The organism is Patulibacter sp. NPDC049589, assembly GCF_040675535.1.
GTDB lineage: Bacteria > Actinomycetota > Thermoleophilia > Solirubrobacterales > Solirubrobacteraceae > Patulibacter.
On record NZ_JBFAPC010000022.1, the window covers coordinates 1 to 14,040 of the forward strand.

Annotated in this window: 12 protein-coding genes; 8 read left to right on the plus strand and 4 right to left on the minus strand. The window is 73.0% G+C overall.

What is annotated here, in order from left to right:
- A partial coding sequence (locus AB0L40_RS06180) for a DEAD/DEAH box helicase (RefSeq protein WP_364350787.1) occupies nucleotides 1–1,242 on the minus strand: 1,242 nt, incomplete at its 3' end.
- A 358-nt stretch (nucleotides 1,243–1,600) separates the two neighbouring features.
- On the opposite strand from AB0L40_RS06180, the gene AB0L40_RS06185 reads away from it, so the two are divergent.
- From AB0L40_RS06185 to AB0L40_RS06195, 3 genes are all read left to right on the plus strand, one after another.
- Nucleotides 1,601–2,701 (plus strand): mechanosensitive ion channel family protein, encoded by a 1,101-nt coding sequence (locus AB0L40_RS06185; protein ID WP_364350790.1) that lies wholly within the window; start codon nucleotides 1,601–1,603, stop codon nucleotides 2,699–2,701.
- A 107-nt stretch (nucleotides 2,702–2,808) separates the two neighbouring features.
- The gene (locus AB0L40_RS06190; RefSeq protein ID WP_364350793.1) at nucleotides 2,809–5,163 is read left to right on the plus strand and encodes a bifunctional diguanylate cyclase/phosphodiesterase; all 2,355 of its coding nucleotides are present in this window, start codon (nucleotides 2,809–2,811) and stop codon (nucleotides 5,161–5,163) included.
- A 106-nt stretch (nucleotides 5,164–5,269) separates the two neighbouring features.
- On the plus strand, nucleotides 5,270–6,490 hold the full coding sequence (locus tag AB0L40_RS06195) for an FAD-dependent oxidoreductase (protein ID WP_364350796.1): 1,221 nt from the start codon (nucleotides 5,270–5,272) through the stop codon (nucleotides 6,488–6,490).
- Nucleotides 6,491–6,567: 77 nt separating this feature from the next.
- Here AB0L40_RS06195 and AB0L40_RS06200 read toward each other — a convergent pair whose 3' ends face one another.
- Nucleotides 6,568–6,768, minus strand: a complete 201-nt coding sequence (locus AB0L40_RS06200; protein ID WP_364350799.1) for a hypothetical protein — start codon at nucleotides 6,766–6,768, stop codon at nucleotides 6,568–6,570.
- A 130-nt stretch (nucleotides 6,769–6,898) separates the two neighbouring features.
- Here AB0L40_RS06200 and AB0L40_RS06205 point away from each other — a divergent pair, with 130 nt between their 5' ends.
- The 4 genes from AB0L40_RS06205 to AB0L40_RS06220 all read left to right on the plus strand — a co-directional run bounded on the left by AB0L40_RS06205 (nucleotide 6,899) and on the right by AB0L40_RS06220 (nucleotide 10,574).
- Nucleotides 6,899–7,411, plus strand: coding sequence for an Rrf2 family transcriptional regulator (locus AB0L40_RS06205; protein WP_364350802.1), 513 nt, complete (start codon nucleotides 6,899–6,901; stop codon nucleotides 7,409–7,411).
- Nucleotides 7,412–7,513: 102 nt separating this feature from the next.
- Nucleotides 7,514–8,302: a Fe-S cluster assembly ATPase SufC gene (sufC, locus tag AB0L40_RS06210; protein WP_364350805.1), complete on the plus strand. Its 789-nt coding sequence runs from the start codon at nucleotides 7,514–7,516 to the stop codon at nucleotides 8,300–8,302.
- Nucleotides 8,303–8,429: 127 nt separating this feature from the next.
- Nucleotides 8,430–9,266 carry an undecaprenyl-diphosphate phosphatase gene (locus AB0L40_RS06215; protein WP_364350911.1) on the plus strand — a complete coding sequence of 279 codons (837 nt, stop codon included), beginning with the start codon at nucleotides 8,430–8,432 and terminating at the stop codon, nucleotides 9,264–9,266.
- Between the two features lie 57 nt (nucleotides 9,267–9,323).
- A complete protein-coding gene (locus AB0L40_RS06220; protein ID WP_364350807.1) occupies nucleotides 9,324–10,574 on the plus strand; it encodes a SufS family cysteine desulfurase in 1,251 nt (416 codons plus the stop codon).
- Between the two features lie 54 nt (nucleotides 10,575–10,628).
- Here the strand turns inward: AB0L40_RS06220 and AB0L40_RS06225 are convergent, their stop codons facing one another.
- Nucleotides 10,629–11,882, minus strand: coding sequence for an esterase-like activity of phytase family protein (locus AB0L40_RS06225; RefSeq protein WP_364350810.1), 1,254 nt, complete (start codon nucleotides 11,880–11,882; stop codon nucleotides 10,629–10,631).
- Nucleotides 11,883–12,009: 127 nt separating this feature from the next.
- Between AB0L40_RS06225 and sufU the strand changes: the two genes are divergently transcribed.
- Entirely contained in the window at nucleotides 12,010–12,447 is a 438-nt protein-coding gene (gene sufU, locus AB0L40_RS06230) for a Fe-S cluster assembly sulfur transfer protein SufU (RefSeq protein ID WP_364350813.1), read from the plus strand.
- 43 nt (nucleotides 12,448–12,490) lie between these two features.
- Here the strand turns inward: sufU and AB0L40_RS06235 are convergent, their stop codons facing one another.
- Nucleotides 12,491–13,960: an MFS transporter gene (locus AB0L40_RS06235; RefSeq protein WP_364350816.1), complete on the minus strand. Its 1,470-nt coding sequence runs from the start codon at nucleotides 13,958–13,960 to the stop codon at nucleotides 12,491–12,493.
- Between the last annotated feature and the right edge of the window lie 80 nt (nucleotides 13,961–14,040).

A 14,040-nucleotide genomic window follows, 5' to 3' on the forward strand; every position in this document is an offset into this window, starting at 1 on the left:
GCTCTGGCCGTGACGGCCGCCGCCCTGGCCCGGGCGCCCGCCGCCCTGGCCGCCGCGGCCCTCGCCGCGCGGGGCGCGGGAGCCCTGCTTGCGCTGGACGCCGGGGCCCTTCTCGCCGGGGGCGCCGACGCGCATGCCGGCGGCCTCGAGCTGGGTGCCGAGCTGCAGGTCGCGCGCCATGACGCCCATGTCGAGGCGCTCCTCCGGCTCGACGAACGTGACGCCGATGCCGGTGCGGCCCGCGCGGCCGGTGCGGCCGACGCGGTGGGTGTAGGTCTCCATGTCGACCGGGATGTCGTACTGGATGACGTGGGTGACGTCGTCGACGTCGAGTCCGCGGGCGGCGACGTCGGTGGCGACCAGCGTCGTCACCTGGCCGTCCTCGAAGGCCGCGAGGGCCTTGCGGCGCTGGGCCTGCGAGCGGTTGCCGTGCAGGGCGACCGACTCGACCTTGTACTGCGCGAGCTTGCGGACGAGCTTGTCGGCGCCGAACTTCGTCTTCACGAAGACGACGGCCAGGCCGCGGTCGCGGTCCTTGAGCTGGTCGACGAGGTGCTCGATCTTGTCGTCGCGCGTCACCTGGCGGAAGCGGTGCTCGATCTTGCCCTCGTCCTTCTTCTCACCGGCGAACTCGATGAGCTTCGGGTCGCGGGTGTAGGCGCGGGCGATCTCGCCGACGCGGCCGTCGAGCGTCGCGGAGAGGAAGAGCGTCTGGCGCTCGGAGCGGCACTGGGCGACGATCCGCTTGACGGCGGGCTGGAAGCCCATGTCGAGCATGCGGTCGGCCTCGTCGAGGACGAGCATCTTCACGTCCGCGAGGGAGACGGCGCGGCGCTGGAGGAGGTCCTCCAGGCGGCCCGGGGTCGCGACGAGGATGTGCGAGCGCGTGGCCAGGCGGGCCTGCTTCTCGATGCCGGCGCCGCCGAAGACGGCGGTGATGGCGAGCGCGCGGGAGTGCGCGATCTCGCGGATCTCGTCGACGATCTGCGTCGCGAGCTCACGGGTCGGGACGAGGACCAGCGCGCTGGGGCGGGGATCCTCGGCCTCGATGCCCTCGACGAGCGCGACGCCGAAGGCGATCGTCTTGCCGGAGCCGGTGGGGGAGGCAACGAGGATGTCGCGGCCGGCGAGGGCGTCCGGGAGCGCGAGCTCCTGGATCGCGAAGGGGGACTCCATGCCGCGGTCCGCAAGGGCGGTGGCGACGGCGTTGGACACGCCGAGTTCGGCGAAAGTCTGGGACATGATGCTCCTCTGAGAGGACGTGGCGAGCTGCGATGCCGGCCGGTGGGAGCGCTCAGCTTCCGGCCGCGATCGGGGCCCGTCCTCGTGGTGGGAGCGGGGCGTCGCGCGTGGAGAGAACGCGGGAACACGGTGGACCGGCGCCGTCGCGGGGAACCTCCCACGGCGGCGGCGCTCGAGCGCACCGAGAACGGAGACTACACCCCGGCCGGTCCCGGTGCGTGAGCGGTGGCACCCCCAGCGTTGAGGAATCGGCCAGGAGCAGGGATTTCGCGATGCCGGACCCGGGGAGCACCCGGCTGCATCATCGATGCACGACGACCGTGACGCGGATCCGTTCGCCTTCGTTACGGTCGTGGACGTGAGTCTGATCTCGACAGTCGCACCGATCCTCGCCCAGTCCTCCGCGTCGAAGGCAGCGGCAGCGGCCGCGGACGCCGCGGAGAAGGCGGCACAGCGCAAGCTCGACCGCGCGGAGATGGCATGTGGTGCGGAGGGCAGCTGGCAGGGGAACCTCTGCCGGCACATCTACGACGGATCGACCGGCCAGCCGTGGAACAAGCTGGCCGCCGATGTCGTCCACTGGCTGACGACGAGCTTCCTCGACATCCTCGTGATCTTCGTGGTGGCGTGGATCGTCAACCGCGTCGCCCGGCGGGTGCTCGTCAACGTCGGCCGGGGCGTCGGCCACGGCCGCATCACCCGCGGCCTGTCGGTGGTCAGGCGCATGACCCCGAACGTCCTCCAGGAGACCCAGGAGATCGGCGTCCGCGGAGAGCAGCGCCGCGAGGCGGTCCTCGGGATCCTCAAGAGCATCGTCAGCGGGCTGATCTACGCGACGGCGATCTTCATGGCCCTGGGCAAGGTCGGCATCGACCTCGGGCCGCTCCTCGCCGGCGCCGGCGTCGTCGGCGTCGCCTTGGGCTTCGGCGCCCAGACGCTCGTCGGCGACTTCCTGTCGGGGATCTTCATCCTCGTCGAGGACCAGTACGGCGTCGGCGACGAGGTCTCGTTCCGGCCCAAGTCGACCAACGGTCAGGTCGTCGTCGGCACGGTCGAGGCGCTGACGCTCCGCAACACGCGGCTGCGCTCGCTGGACGGCACCTTGTGGCACGTCCCCAACGGCGAGATGCGCGCGGTGGGCAACACGAGCCAGCTCTGGTCGCGTGCCGTGCTCGACGTCCCGATCGCCAACGGCGTCGCCCCGGAGCGCGCCAAGGCCCTGATCGCCCGCGCCGCCGAGAAGGTTCGCGAGAACGACCCGAGCGTCCTCGAGCCCCCGGAGGTCTGGGGCGTGCAGTCGATGGGCACCGAGACGTACTCGATCCGCCTCGTGATCAAGACGACCCCGTCGCAGCAGTGGCGGGTCACGCGCAAGGTGCGCGAGGCCCTGATGGTGGAGTTCGAGAAGGAGGGCGTCGAGATGGCAGGCGTGGTCGAGGCCGCGGAGCCCGACGAGTAGCCCCTCCCGCGCGCCGACCCCGGGCGCGGGAGGCTCCGCCCGCGTTCGCCGTCGCCTGCAGCAGGAGTTGCCCCGAACGCGGTCGCCAGGCGTAGCATCGGGCGGACGTGAGCGTGCCGACCCTCCGACGTGCGACCCCGCGTCCAGCCCCGGAGTCCGGGGACCCGGGCCTGCCGCCGGTCGCGATCGCCGCGATCTCCGCGCTCGTGGTCGTGGCCGCCGTCGCGACGCTGACGGGTTCGGACGGCCCGTCGGGGCTCGTCGAGAGCCGGGTCCTGCGCCTGGCCGAGGCCCTGCTCGGCGCGATCGTGGTCGTCGGCGTCTTCCAACGGCGCCTGGACTCGTCGCGGCCGGGGGAGCGGGTCGCCTGGCTGGCGATCGGCTGCCTCGGCGCCGCGGTCTTCGCGACGCTGGCGGCCTTCGCGGTCGACCCGACGATGGGCGGCCGCCTCTACGGGCCGTTCCCGACGAACCTGCTGCAGATGGCCCTGGCGCCGCTGGCCGCGGGCGGCCTGCTGGTCCTCGCCCGGCCGGTGCGCAACCGCGTGCAGGCGCTCAGGATCCTGGCCGACGGCGCCGCGATCGCGTGCTCGACGATCGTGCTCGGCTGGTACGTCGCGGTGCGACCGCTCCGCGACGCGGCGCTCGGCTCCGACCTGACGGCGACGTCGGCGATGGCCTACCTGGTGCTCGACGCCGTCGCCTTCGCGCTCGGGCTGCTGATCCTGTCGCGGTCGCGGGAGGACCTGCGGCGGACCTTCGCCCTCGCGGTCGTCGGGCTCGCGCTGCTGCTGTTCGCCGACGTCGTGCGGATCGTGCACTACCTGCCCGGCCCCCGCGGGTCCAGCGCGCTCAGCGAGCTCGGCGTGATCGCGGCGCTCGCGTGCTTCGCGCTCGCGGTGTCGATACCCCGCCGCGCCCGCGCGGGCGCGCGGGAGGTCGTCGAGGGCTGGCCGTGGTGGCTGACGATGCCCTACACGTTCCTGATCCCGGTGGCCGGCGTCCTGGTGGTCGCCGCGCGCCGCGGGGACGTCGACGAGCCGATGGTCGTGGGCGCGGCGGCGATCATCATCGTGCTCGGCTTCCGTCACGTCTTCGCGGTCCGCGAGAACGAGCAGCTCAACGGCCGACTGCGCCGCTCGGTGCAGGAGCTCGCCCACCGGGCCGAGCACGACGAGCTGACGGGCCTGCTCAACCGCAGCGGCCTGATCGACCGGCTGGACCGGCTCCGCGACGAGTCCGAGGCGGGGGACGGCCAGCCGCTCGCGCTGCTGTTCATCGACGTGGACCGCTTCAAGGGCATCAACGACACCCTCGGCCACGCCGTCGGCGACGCGGTCCTGCACGCCATCGGCGGGCGGCTCGAGCGGCTCGTCGACGGGACGAGCGGGCTCGCGGCGCGCTTCGCCGGCGACGAGTTCGTCCTCCTCTTCCCGGGCATCGCGTCGGAGCCGGAGGCCCTGCGCCTGGCGCAGGACGCCCTCGACGACGTCGAGCGGCCGATCGCCCTGAACGACGGTGGCGAGGTCGTCGTGACGGCCTCCGCCGGCGTCGCGATCAGCCCGCGCCTCGTCGACGGCGAGACGATCGTGCGCGAGGCCGACCTCGCGATGTTCGAGGCGAAGTCCGGCGGCCGCGCGCGCGTCGAGCTCTTCGAGGAGGACCTCCGGGCGCGCAGCCACGACCGGATGCAGATCGAGCAGGAGATGCGCCGGGCGCTCCAGACCTGCGCAGGCTTCGAGGTCCACCTGCAGCCCCTCGCCCTGCTGAACGAGGACCGCCTGTGGGGCGCCGAGGCGCTGATCCGCTGGCGCCACCCCGAGCACGGGATGATCCTGCCCGGGCGCTTCCTGCCGGTGGCGGAGGAGAGCGGCATGATCATCCCGATGGGCGAGCACATCCTCGCCGAGTCGTGCGCGGCCGCCGTCGCGGTCCCGGGGCTGATCGTGTCCGTCAACCTCTCGCCGCGGCAGATCCACGACCCGCTGCTGGTGGCGACCGTCCGCGAGCAGCTCGACCTCCAGGGGCTGCCGCCCGGGCGGCTCTGCCTCGAGGTCACCGAGGACGTCCTCGTCGACACCCGGACGATCGCCGTGCTGGAGGACCTGCAGGGCCTCGGCGTGCGCGTCGCGATCGACGACTTCGGCATCGGCGCCTCGTCGCTGCGCCAGCTGCGCCGGATCCCCGGGGCGGTCGTGAAGATCGACCGCTCCTTCACCGAGCGCCTCGACGGCGAGCACGGCGGCGACGACCGGGTGCTGATCAAGGCGCTCGTGTCGATCGCCGAGCAGCTGAACCTCGAGATCGTCGCGGAGGGCATCGAGCGCCAGACGCAGCTCGAGATCGTCCGCGACCTGGGCGTCACGATCGGCCAGGGCTGGCACCTGGGCGTGCCCCAGCGCTCCGCGGCGTTCGTCACCGAGCGGGGCGGCCGCCCGCTCGTCCGGCGCACGCGCCGCTGACCCCGGCCGGAGCGCCCGGCAGCGCGTCGTCCCCGCTGTCGATGCCACCCACGCGGACCGGCGGATCGAACGGGGTATGTCGGCCGGCGGTTGGTAGCGTCGCCGCATGACGAGCACGGAGAGCACGGACGTCCTGATCATCGGCGGCGGAGTGGCGGGCGCCTCGGCCGCCAAGACGCTCCGCGAGGGCGGCCACGACGGCCGCATCGTGCTGCTGACCCGCGAGCTCGACGCGCCCTACCACCGCCCGCCGGGCTCGAAGGAGCATCTGCGGGGCGAGGCCTCCCGCGACGACGCGCTCGTGGTCCCCGAGGGATGGTGGGCCGAGCACGACGTCGACCTGCGCCTGCGCAGCGGGGTCCTCTCGCTGGACGCCGCCGAGAAGACGGCCAAGCTGCAGACCAAGGACGTCATCTCCTTCGACCGGGCGCTGCTGGCGACCGGCGCGATGGTCCGCCGGCTGCCCGTCGACGGCACGGGCCTCGAGGGCCTCCACTACCTGCGCTCGCTGCGCAACGCCGAGGTCATCAAGGCCGACATCGACGGCGTCGGGCCCGGCGCGCGCGTCGTCCTCGTCGGCGGCAGCTACATCGGCTGCGAGGTCGCCGCCAGCCTCGCGTCCCAGGGCCACCCGGTCACGGTCCTGATGCAGGAGGACGAGCCGCTGCAGCGCACGTTCGGCACCGAGGTCGGTGGCTGGGTGCGGCGCCGCCTGGAGCGCGAGGGAATCGAGATCCGTGGCGGCGTCGAGGTCAGCGCGTTCGTGCCGAAGGACCCGGAGGAGCCCAAGGGCCGGGTCGGCGGCGTCGCGCTGGCCGACGGGACGACGGTCGAGGGCGACGTCGTCGTCATCGGCGTCGGGGCCCAGCCGGACGTCATGCTCGCCAAGCGCGCCGGCCTCGCGCTGGGGGAGAGCGGCGGCATCCTCTGCGACGACCGCCTCCGCACGTCCGCCGCGGGGATCTGGGCCGCGGGCGACTGCGCCGAGTACGACTCGGTGCTCCACGGCGAGCGCGTGCGGATCGAGCACGAGGACGTCGCCGAGCAGCAGGGCGCGTTCGTCGCCCGTCAGTGGCTCGGGGCGGACGAGGCCTACGCCGAGGTGCCGTACTTCTTCAGCGACCTCGCCGACTGGGTGTCGCTGGAGTCGGTCACGGTCGGGCGCGACTTCGACAGCGTCCGGATCGACGGCAGCCTCGAGGACGACGCGTTCGCCGTCTGGCTGCTGAAGGGCGACCGCCCGCTGGGCTACGCGAGCTTCAACGGCGCCGGCGACCTGGACCGCGGCCGCGAGATCCTGAAGGCCGGCGGGCCGGTCCCCTCCTAGGACCCGGGAACGACGACGGGCCCCTCTCGGGGCCCGTCGGGACGGCGGTCGGCGGCCGTCGCGGGCGCCGGGAAGGCTCAGACGTCGACGACGACCTTGTCGGGATCGTCGACCGGGCGCGCGCCGCGCTCGTAGTCGAGGTTCTCCTTGCGCTCGCCGGCGATCTGGGCGAGGGCGTACATCACCGGGATGATCGCGAAGGCCGGGATGATCACGGCCCAGAGGATGATCAGCCAGATCGTGTAGGTGGCGGCACCGGTGGTGGCGAGCAACGTCATGACCGCGTCAGCATATCCGACCCTCCCGACGCCCGCCCGCGAGGCCGCCGGCGTCCCTGTGCAGCGGGTCTACGGGTGGCCCCGGGAGCCGTCCGGGGCGTTTCCTACCTCGCTGGTAGGCTTTGAGGCCGTGATCTTCACGACCAAGGCCGAGTACGGCGTCCGGCTCATGGTGCGGCTGGGCGAGCTCCCGGGGGACGAACCCGTCTCCCTGAAGACCGTCGCCGAGACCGAGCGGCTCCCGCTCGCGTACCTGGAGCGCATCGTGGCCCTGCTGCGCAAGGCGGGGCTCGTCGCGAGCACCCGCGGCGCCCACGGCGGCTACCGCCTGGCGCGTCCCGCGGGCGAGATCCGCATGGACGAGGTCATCCTCGCCCTCGAGGGCTCCGTGGCGCCGATGTCGTGCTTCGTCGACGACCGCGAGGGCGAGGGCGAGCGCGATCCCGACCGGGTGCTCTGCTCGCACCTGGACGACAGCGGCACCGGTTGCGCGACGAAGCTCCTGTGGACCCGCGTCCAGGGCGGCGTGTTCCGCGCCCTGCAGCAGACGACGCTCGCCGAGCTCGTCACCTTCCAGTCCCCGGGCGACGCGGAGCCGCGTCCGTCCGTCCTCACCGTGCGCCCCCCGGCCACGACCGTCTGACTCCGTCGCCGGACGGTCCCCTCACGGACCACCGGCGACGTCGCGCCGCCCGCACCGCGCGGACGGGGCACCACCACCCTCCACCCCAACACCGGAAGACCGATGGCTGACCTCGAGATCAAGAACCTGCACGCGAGCGTCGGGGAGAAGCAGATCCTCAAGGGTCTGAACCTGACCGTGAACCGCGGCGAGGTGCACGCGCTGATGGGGCCCAACGGCTCCGGCAAGTCCACGCTGGCGAACGTGATCATGGGCAACCCCCAGCTCGACGTCACCGAGGGCCAGATCCTCTGGAAGGGCGAGGACATCACCGAGCTGGACCCGGACGTCCGGGCACGCAAGGGCCTCTTCATGGCCTTCCAGTACCCCGTCGCCATCCCCGGCGTGACGATCGTCAAGTACCTGCGCATGGTCCTGAACGCGCACCGCGAGGAGCGTGGCGAGGGCGACATCTCGCTGAAGGACTTCCGCAAGCTCGTCCAGGCCGAGATGGAGCGCACGAACGTCCCGAAGGAGTTCGGCTCCCGGTACCTCAACGACGGCTTCTCCGGCGGCGAGAAGAAGCGCCTCGAGATGCTCCAGCTCGCGCTGCAGCGCCCCGACGTGGCGATCCTCGACGAGACCGACTCCGGCCTCGACGTCGACGCCCTGAACATCGTCTCGCAGGCGGTGAACACCATCCGCGAGGAGTCCCCGCTCGGCGCGCTGATCATCACGCACTACCAGCGGATCCTGCACCTGATCAAGCCGGACCGCGTGTCGATCCTCGTCGACGGCCGGATCGTCAAGGAGGGCGGCCCCGAGCTCGTCGAGCAGATCGAGTCCGAGGGCTACAAGGCGATCCGCGCCGAGGCCGAGGCGCTGGGCGCCGATGTCTCGACGGTGGCCTAGGCCGGCGGCACGCGCACCGCGGTCCGCCGCGCGCCCCACGGGTGCGCCGGGCCTCCTCGGAGTCCTGTGAGGCCCGCCCCGCGAAGCTCGGGGCGGGGCCCGTACTCTCTCCCGGGTGACCTCGGGGATGCACATCTGGGAAGCCGTCATCCTCGGGGCGGTCGAGGGACTCACGGAGTTCCTGCCCGTCTCCAGCACGGGCCACCTCACGATCACCGAGAAGCTCATGGGCTACTCGATCGACGATCCCGACGTCACCGCCTTCACGGCGATCATCCAGATCGGCGCCGTCCTCGCGACGGTGATCTACCTGCGCCAGGACATCATCCGCCTCGTCGGCGCGTTCCTCCGCGGCGTCCGCACCCCCGGGGAGCGGCAGACCCGGGACTTCCGCTTCGCGCTCTACATCCTCGCCGGCTCGATCCCGATCGGCATCATCGGCCTGGCGTTCAAGGACCAGATCGAGACGACGTTGCGCTCCCTCTGGTTCGTGGGGACGGCCCTGATCCTCTTCTCGGGCGTGATGTGGTGGGCCGACAAGGTCGGCACCCAGCGGCGGCAGGAGGGCGACATCACCCTCCGGGACACGCTGACCATCGGCATCGCCCAGTGCCTCGCGCTGATCCCGGGGATCTCGCGCTCCGGCGCCACGATGTCGACCGGCCTGCTGCTCGGCATCGACCGCGTCGCGGTCACGAAGCTCTCGTTCTTCCTGGCGATCCCGGCCCTCGCCGGCGCGACGCTCCTGCAGTCGGTCTCCGAGTTCTCGAACATCGCCGACGGCGTGGGGTGGGGCCCGACGATCACCGCGACGGTCGTCTCGTTCGTGGTGGGCTACGCGGCGGTGGCCTGGCTGCTGAAGTTCATCGCCCACCACGGCCTCGGGATCTTCATCAAGTACCGCGTGGCGCTCGGCGCGATCGTGCTGATCCTCGTCGGCACCGGCGCGCTCTCCCCGACGTAGCGGGCGGCGGTCACAGCGCACGGAGGAACTCCGTCCGCCGGAGTAGGGTTTGTCGGGATGTCCGACGTCGCCGCCTCCACCGCCCCCGCCACGCTCGACGTCGCCGCGGTCCGGGCGCAGTTCCCGTACCTCGAGCGCCCCGAGGGGATCGTCTACCTCGACAGCGGCGCCTCGGCGCAGAAGCCGCGCGCGGTGCTCGACGCGATGTACGCGTTCGCCGGCTCGCACTACGCCAACGTCCACCGCGGCGTGCACCGGCTGGCGGTCGAGGCCGACCGCGGCTACGACGCCGCGCGGGCGACGATCGCCGCGTTCGTCGGCTCGACGGCGCGCGAGACGATCATCACCAAGAGCGTCACCGAAGCGATCAACCTCGTCGCGAACACGTGGGGCGCCCAGCACGTCGGGGCGGGCGACGAGGTCGTGATCACCCAGATGGAGCACCACGCCAACCTCGTGCCGTGGCAGCAGCTCTGCCTGCGGACGGGCGCGACGCTGCGCTACCTCGAGGTCGACGACGAGGGCCGCATCGACCTCGACCAGCTCGACGGCTTCCTCGCCGGGGGGAAGGTCAAGCTCGTCGCCGTCGCGCACGTCTCCAACGTGCTGGGCACCCGCAACCCGGTCGCCGAGATCGTCCGCCGGGCGCACGCGGCGCGCGCCCGCGTGATGGTCGACGGCGCCCAGGCCGTCCCGCAGGAGCCCGTCGACGTCACCGCGATCGGCGCCGACTTCTACGGCTGGACCGGGCACAAGCTCTACGGGCCGACCGGCATCGGCGTCCTGCACGTCCGCCGCGACCTGCTCGCCGACATGCCGCCGTTCCTGACGGGCGGCGACATGATCAACGTCGTCGACTTCCAGGAGACGACCTGGGCCGCCGGGATCCAGCGCTTCGAGGCCGGCACGCCGCCGATCGTCGAGGCGGTCGGGCTGGCCGCCGCCTGCGACTGGGTCACGTCGATCGGCGGCCCGGCCGCGGTCCACGCGCACGAGGAGCCGATCACCGCCTACGCGCTCGAGCGCCTGGCCGAGGTCGAGGGCCTGCGCGTCGTGGGCCCGCCGGAGGCCGCGGGCCGCGGCGCTCTCACGTCGTTCGCGCTCGACGGCCTGCACCCGCACGACGTCGCCGAGATCCTCGCGCGCCGCGAGGTCTGCGTCCGCGCCGGCCAGCACTGCGCCGAGCCGCTGCACCGCGCGATCGGCATCCCGGCGACGACGCGGGCGAGCTTCGGCGTCACGACGACGCGCGAGGAGATCGACGCCCTGATCGACGCGCTGGGCGAGGCGCAGCGCATCTTCTCCTAGCGCCGACGGCCCCCGCCGCCCGGCCCCCGGCCGGACGACGGGGCCGGACGACGCTCAACGGCGGTCGCGCAGCCCCGGCACGTCGACCTGGATCAGCTCGGTGTCGTCGGCCTTGCCGGGCTGCCGGCCGGCGTCGAACGGGAAGTTGTTGTCGTTGGCGACGAGCACGCGGTCGCCGCCGATCGGCAGGACCGACTCGACGGACACGAACGGGAAGCGGAACGGCTGCCCCAGCCCGAAGGTGCCGGGCGCGTCCTGCGTGACGCCCGGGTTGCGCAGGTCCAGCAGGTCCGCGACCTGGCGCTTGACGAGGGCGCCGGTGGCGTCGGCCCGGCGCAGGTCGACGACGTAGAGCCGCTTGAGCTTCGCGTCCGGCCCGCCGAAGTTGTCGCGCTCCAGCACGAGCAGGCGGTGGGCGTCCAGCGCCTGCGCGTCGGCGACGTACGTGTCGGGACGCTCCGTCCGGTAGGTCCAGGTGCGGCCGGTGTAGCGCGACCGGCGGGCGTCGAACTCGTGGACGACGTGGCGCGTCTGGTCCGGCTCGGTGGTCAGCGCCTTCTCGGTGATCGGCAGCAGCGTCCGGCCGTCCGGCAGCGCGGCGGTGGCCTCGAAGCCGCCGCTGGCCGGCAGGTTCGGGGTCTCGCCCGGCGCCAGGTCGGGGCTCTGCGGGCTCTTGACGCCCGGCAGCGGCACGGGCGCCTCGAGCACCTTGCCGGTGCGGTCGACGTGCAGCAGGTACGGGCCGAACTCGTCGCCGATCCAGAGGCTGCCGCGGTCGCCGCGCTGGATGGACTCGACGTCCAGGTCCGCGCCGGTCAGCCGCCGGTCCGCCCGGGTCAGCGGGAAGGGGATGCGGTGGTCGGGGTCGCGCAGCGCCAGCGTCTCGCGCACCGCGACCGTGCCGGCGCCGCCCCTGGCCGTGTGCCACGCGGGACGGACGCGGTGGACGGCGAGCAGGAAGTCGGCCGAGTTCGTCTTCGCGCCGTAGCCGTTGTCGGGCAGGCCGAGGACGTCGCCGTCGCGGTCGGCCAGGACGCCGGAGAACCCGGGGATCGGCTGGCCGGGGAACGGCGGGGTGACCCCGTTGATCGTCGCCGTGCCGAGCGCCGCGCCGGACGGGCCGCCGGGCAGGTACGTCGTGGCCGGCAGCGTCGCGCGGGCGACGAGCGTCGGCGCGGCGGGCGGCTTCGGGCCGGGGTGGCCCGGGCCGTCGTGGCCGGGCCCGCCGTGGGCGGCGGCGCCGGCGGTCGGGAGGGCCAGCACCGAGGCGGCGGCGAGCAGGGGGAGGACGGAGCGTGGGGAGCGCATCGCCGCCAGCCTTCCGTGGTGCCGCACCGCTGGTGTCACCCCGCGGTGAAGTCGCCCGGCGGCCCGTCGGGCAGGATCTCCGCGCGGGAACGGGACGTTCCCCCGCACGTGCGACCATGGAGTGGTCATGGACGAGCTCTACCGCGAGAACATCCTCGATCACTACAAGCGTCCGCGGAACTGGGGCACCCTCGACCCGGCCGACCTGGAGTTCGAGGACAAGAACCCGTCGTGCGGCGATCAGCTGAAGGTCATGATGCGCGTCGACGACGCCGGCGTCGTGACCGACGTGCGCTTCGACGGCCACGGCTGTGCGATCAGCCAGTCCTCCGCCTCGATGGCGTCCGAGGAGCTCGTCGGCAAGTCCGTCGAGGAGCTGCGCGCGCTGGACCAGGACTTCATCCTCGAGCTGCTGGGGATCGACATCTCCGCCACGCGCATCAAGTGCGCGCTGCTCTCGCTCAAGATCATCAAGTCCGCCGCGCTCGGCGCATCCGTGGACTGGGAGGACGACGCCGAGGCCGTACCGCCCCCGGGCGGCACGGGGTCGGCGGCCGGCTTCTAGCGGCTGGGCGGGGTCGGCAGCGGGCTTCCGGCGGCGCGACGGGTCAGTCCGCCGCGCCGGGCGAGGTCTGGCCTGCGCCCCGCGCCGGGGCGTGCGCCCGCTCGCCGGTCGGCCGCAGGAACGCGACCGTCGCGACCGCGGCGAAGAGCATCAGGAACATCATCACCCCGAAGGCCGCGGTGAAGCCGTCGGTCTGGGCGAGCAGCGGGGTGGTGCCGCGGGTGAGCTCGTCGGTCGTCCGGTCGGTCGCGATCGTCACCATCGCCGCGATCCCGATCGCCGAGCCGATCTGCTGGCCGGTCGTCAGGAGCGCCGACGCGAGCCCGCCGTCGCGGTCCTCCGCCCCGCCGGTGGCGATCTCCATCGCGACGACGAACGCGGTGCCCACGCCGTAGGCCGTGATCGCGAGGCTCGGGGCCAGGTGGCCGAGGTACGAGCTCTCCGGGGTGAGCGTGCTCATGAGGTACAGCCCGACCGCGGCCAGCAGCATGCCGCCGGCGACGGGCAGCCGCGGGTCGACGCGCGTCAGGAGCTTCCCGGTCACCACCGACGCGAGCCCCATCGAGACGCTGAACGGCAGGAACGAGAGCCCCGTCTGCAGCGCGCCGTAGCCCAGGACCCGCTGCATGAACAGCGTCTGGAAGAAGAACATCGCCATCAGGCCCGCCGCCGCGAGCAGCACCAGGCCGTTGGCCGTCATCGGCTGCCGGCGGCGCAGCAGCGTGCGGGGCAGCAGCGGCGAGGTCGAGCGCGCCTCCGACAGCACGAACAGCGCGCCGAGGAGCAGCACGACGCCGAAGCCGCCGAGCGTCCGGGCGGACGTCCAGCCGGCGCCGTCCGTCTCGACGACCGTGAACACGAGGAGCAGCAGGGCCGCGGTGCCGAGCAGCGCGCCGCCGACGTTCGGGGCCGTCCGGGCGCCCGACAGATCGTCCTTCGGGATCACGCGCGGGACGACCGCCAGCGCGACGAGCGCGACCGGCAGGTTGATGAGGAAGACCCAGCGCCAGTCGAGCGCCTCGGTGATCGCGCCGCCGGCCAGCAGGCCCGTCGCGGCGCCCAGGCCGATGAGGCTCGCCCATGCGGCCAGCGCGCGGCTGCGCTCCGGCCCCTCGCGGAACGTCGCGAGCAGGATGGCGAGCGCGGCGGGGGAGAGCATCGCGGCGGCCAGGCCCTGGACGGCGCGGGCGCCGACGAGCACCTCCGGCGACCAGGCGGCGCCGCAGACGGCCGACGCCGCGGCGAACGCTGCGAGGCTGATGAGGAACATGCGACGGGCGCCGAAGCGGTCCGCCACGCGCCCGCCGATCAGCAGGAAGCCGCCGAAGGTCAGGAAGTACGCGTTGACGACCCAGGAGAGGTCGCGCTCGGAGAACCCGAGGTCGGCGCCGACGGTCGGCAGCGCGACGTTCACGATCGTGTCGTCGAGGATCAGCATGAACTGCGCGACGCACGCGAGCAGCAGGATCAGGATCGGCGCGGCGGCGCGGGCCGTCGGGGCGGGCGAGGACATCGGCGTTCTCCGCGTGTCGGTGAGCCTTCTACGAATGTAGACGGATTTCTTTCTACAGTTGTAGAAGAACGGTCGCCGGT

Excerpts from the sequence above, each read along its gene's own strand:
- AB0L40_RS06235 (WP_364350816.1), bottom strand. The coding sequence starts at position 13,960 with ATGTCCTCGCCCGCCCCGACGGCCCGCGCCGCCGCGCCGATCCTGATC.
- sufU (WP_364350813.1), top strand. The coding sequence starts at position 12,010 with ATGGACGAGCTCTACCGCGAGAACATCCTCGATCACTACAAGCGTCCG.
- AB0L40_RS06215 (WP_364350911.1), top strand. The coding sequence starts at position 8,430 with ATGCACATCTGGGAAGCCGTCATCCTCGGGGCGGTCGAGGGACTCACG.
- AB0L40_RS06225 (WP_364350810.1), bottom strand. The coding sequence starts at position 11,882 with ATGCGCTCCCCACGCTCCGTCCTCCCCCTGCTCGCCGCCGCCTCGGTG.
- AB0L40_RS06220 (WP_364350807.1), top strand. The coding sequence starts at position 9,324 with ATGTCCGACGTCGCCGCCTCCACCGCCCCCGCCACGCTCGACGTCGCC.
- sufC (WP_364350805.1), top strand. The coding sequence starts at position 7,514 with ATGGCTGACCTCGAGATCAAGAACCTGCACGCGAGCGTCGGGGAGAAG.
- AB0L40_RS06200 (WP_364350799.1), bottom strand. The coding sequence starts at position 6,768 with ATGACGTTGCTCGCCACCACCGGTGCCGCCACCTACACGATCTGGCTG.
- AB0L40_RS06195 (WP_364350796.1), top strand. The coding sequence starts at position 5,270 with ATGACGAGCACGGAGAGCACGGACGTCCTGATCATCGGCGGCGGAGTG.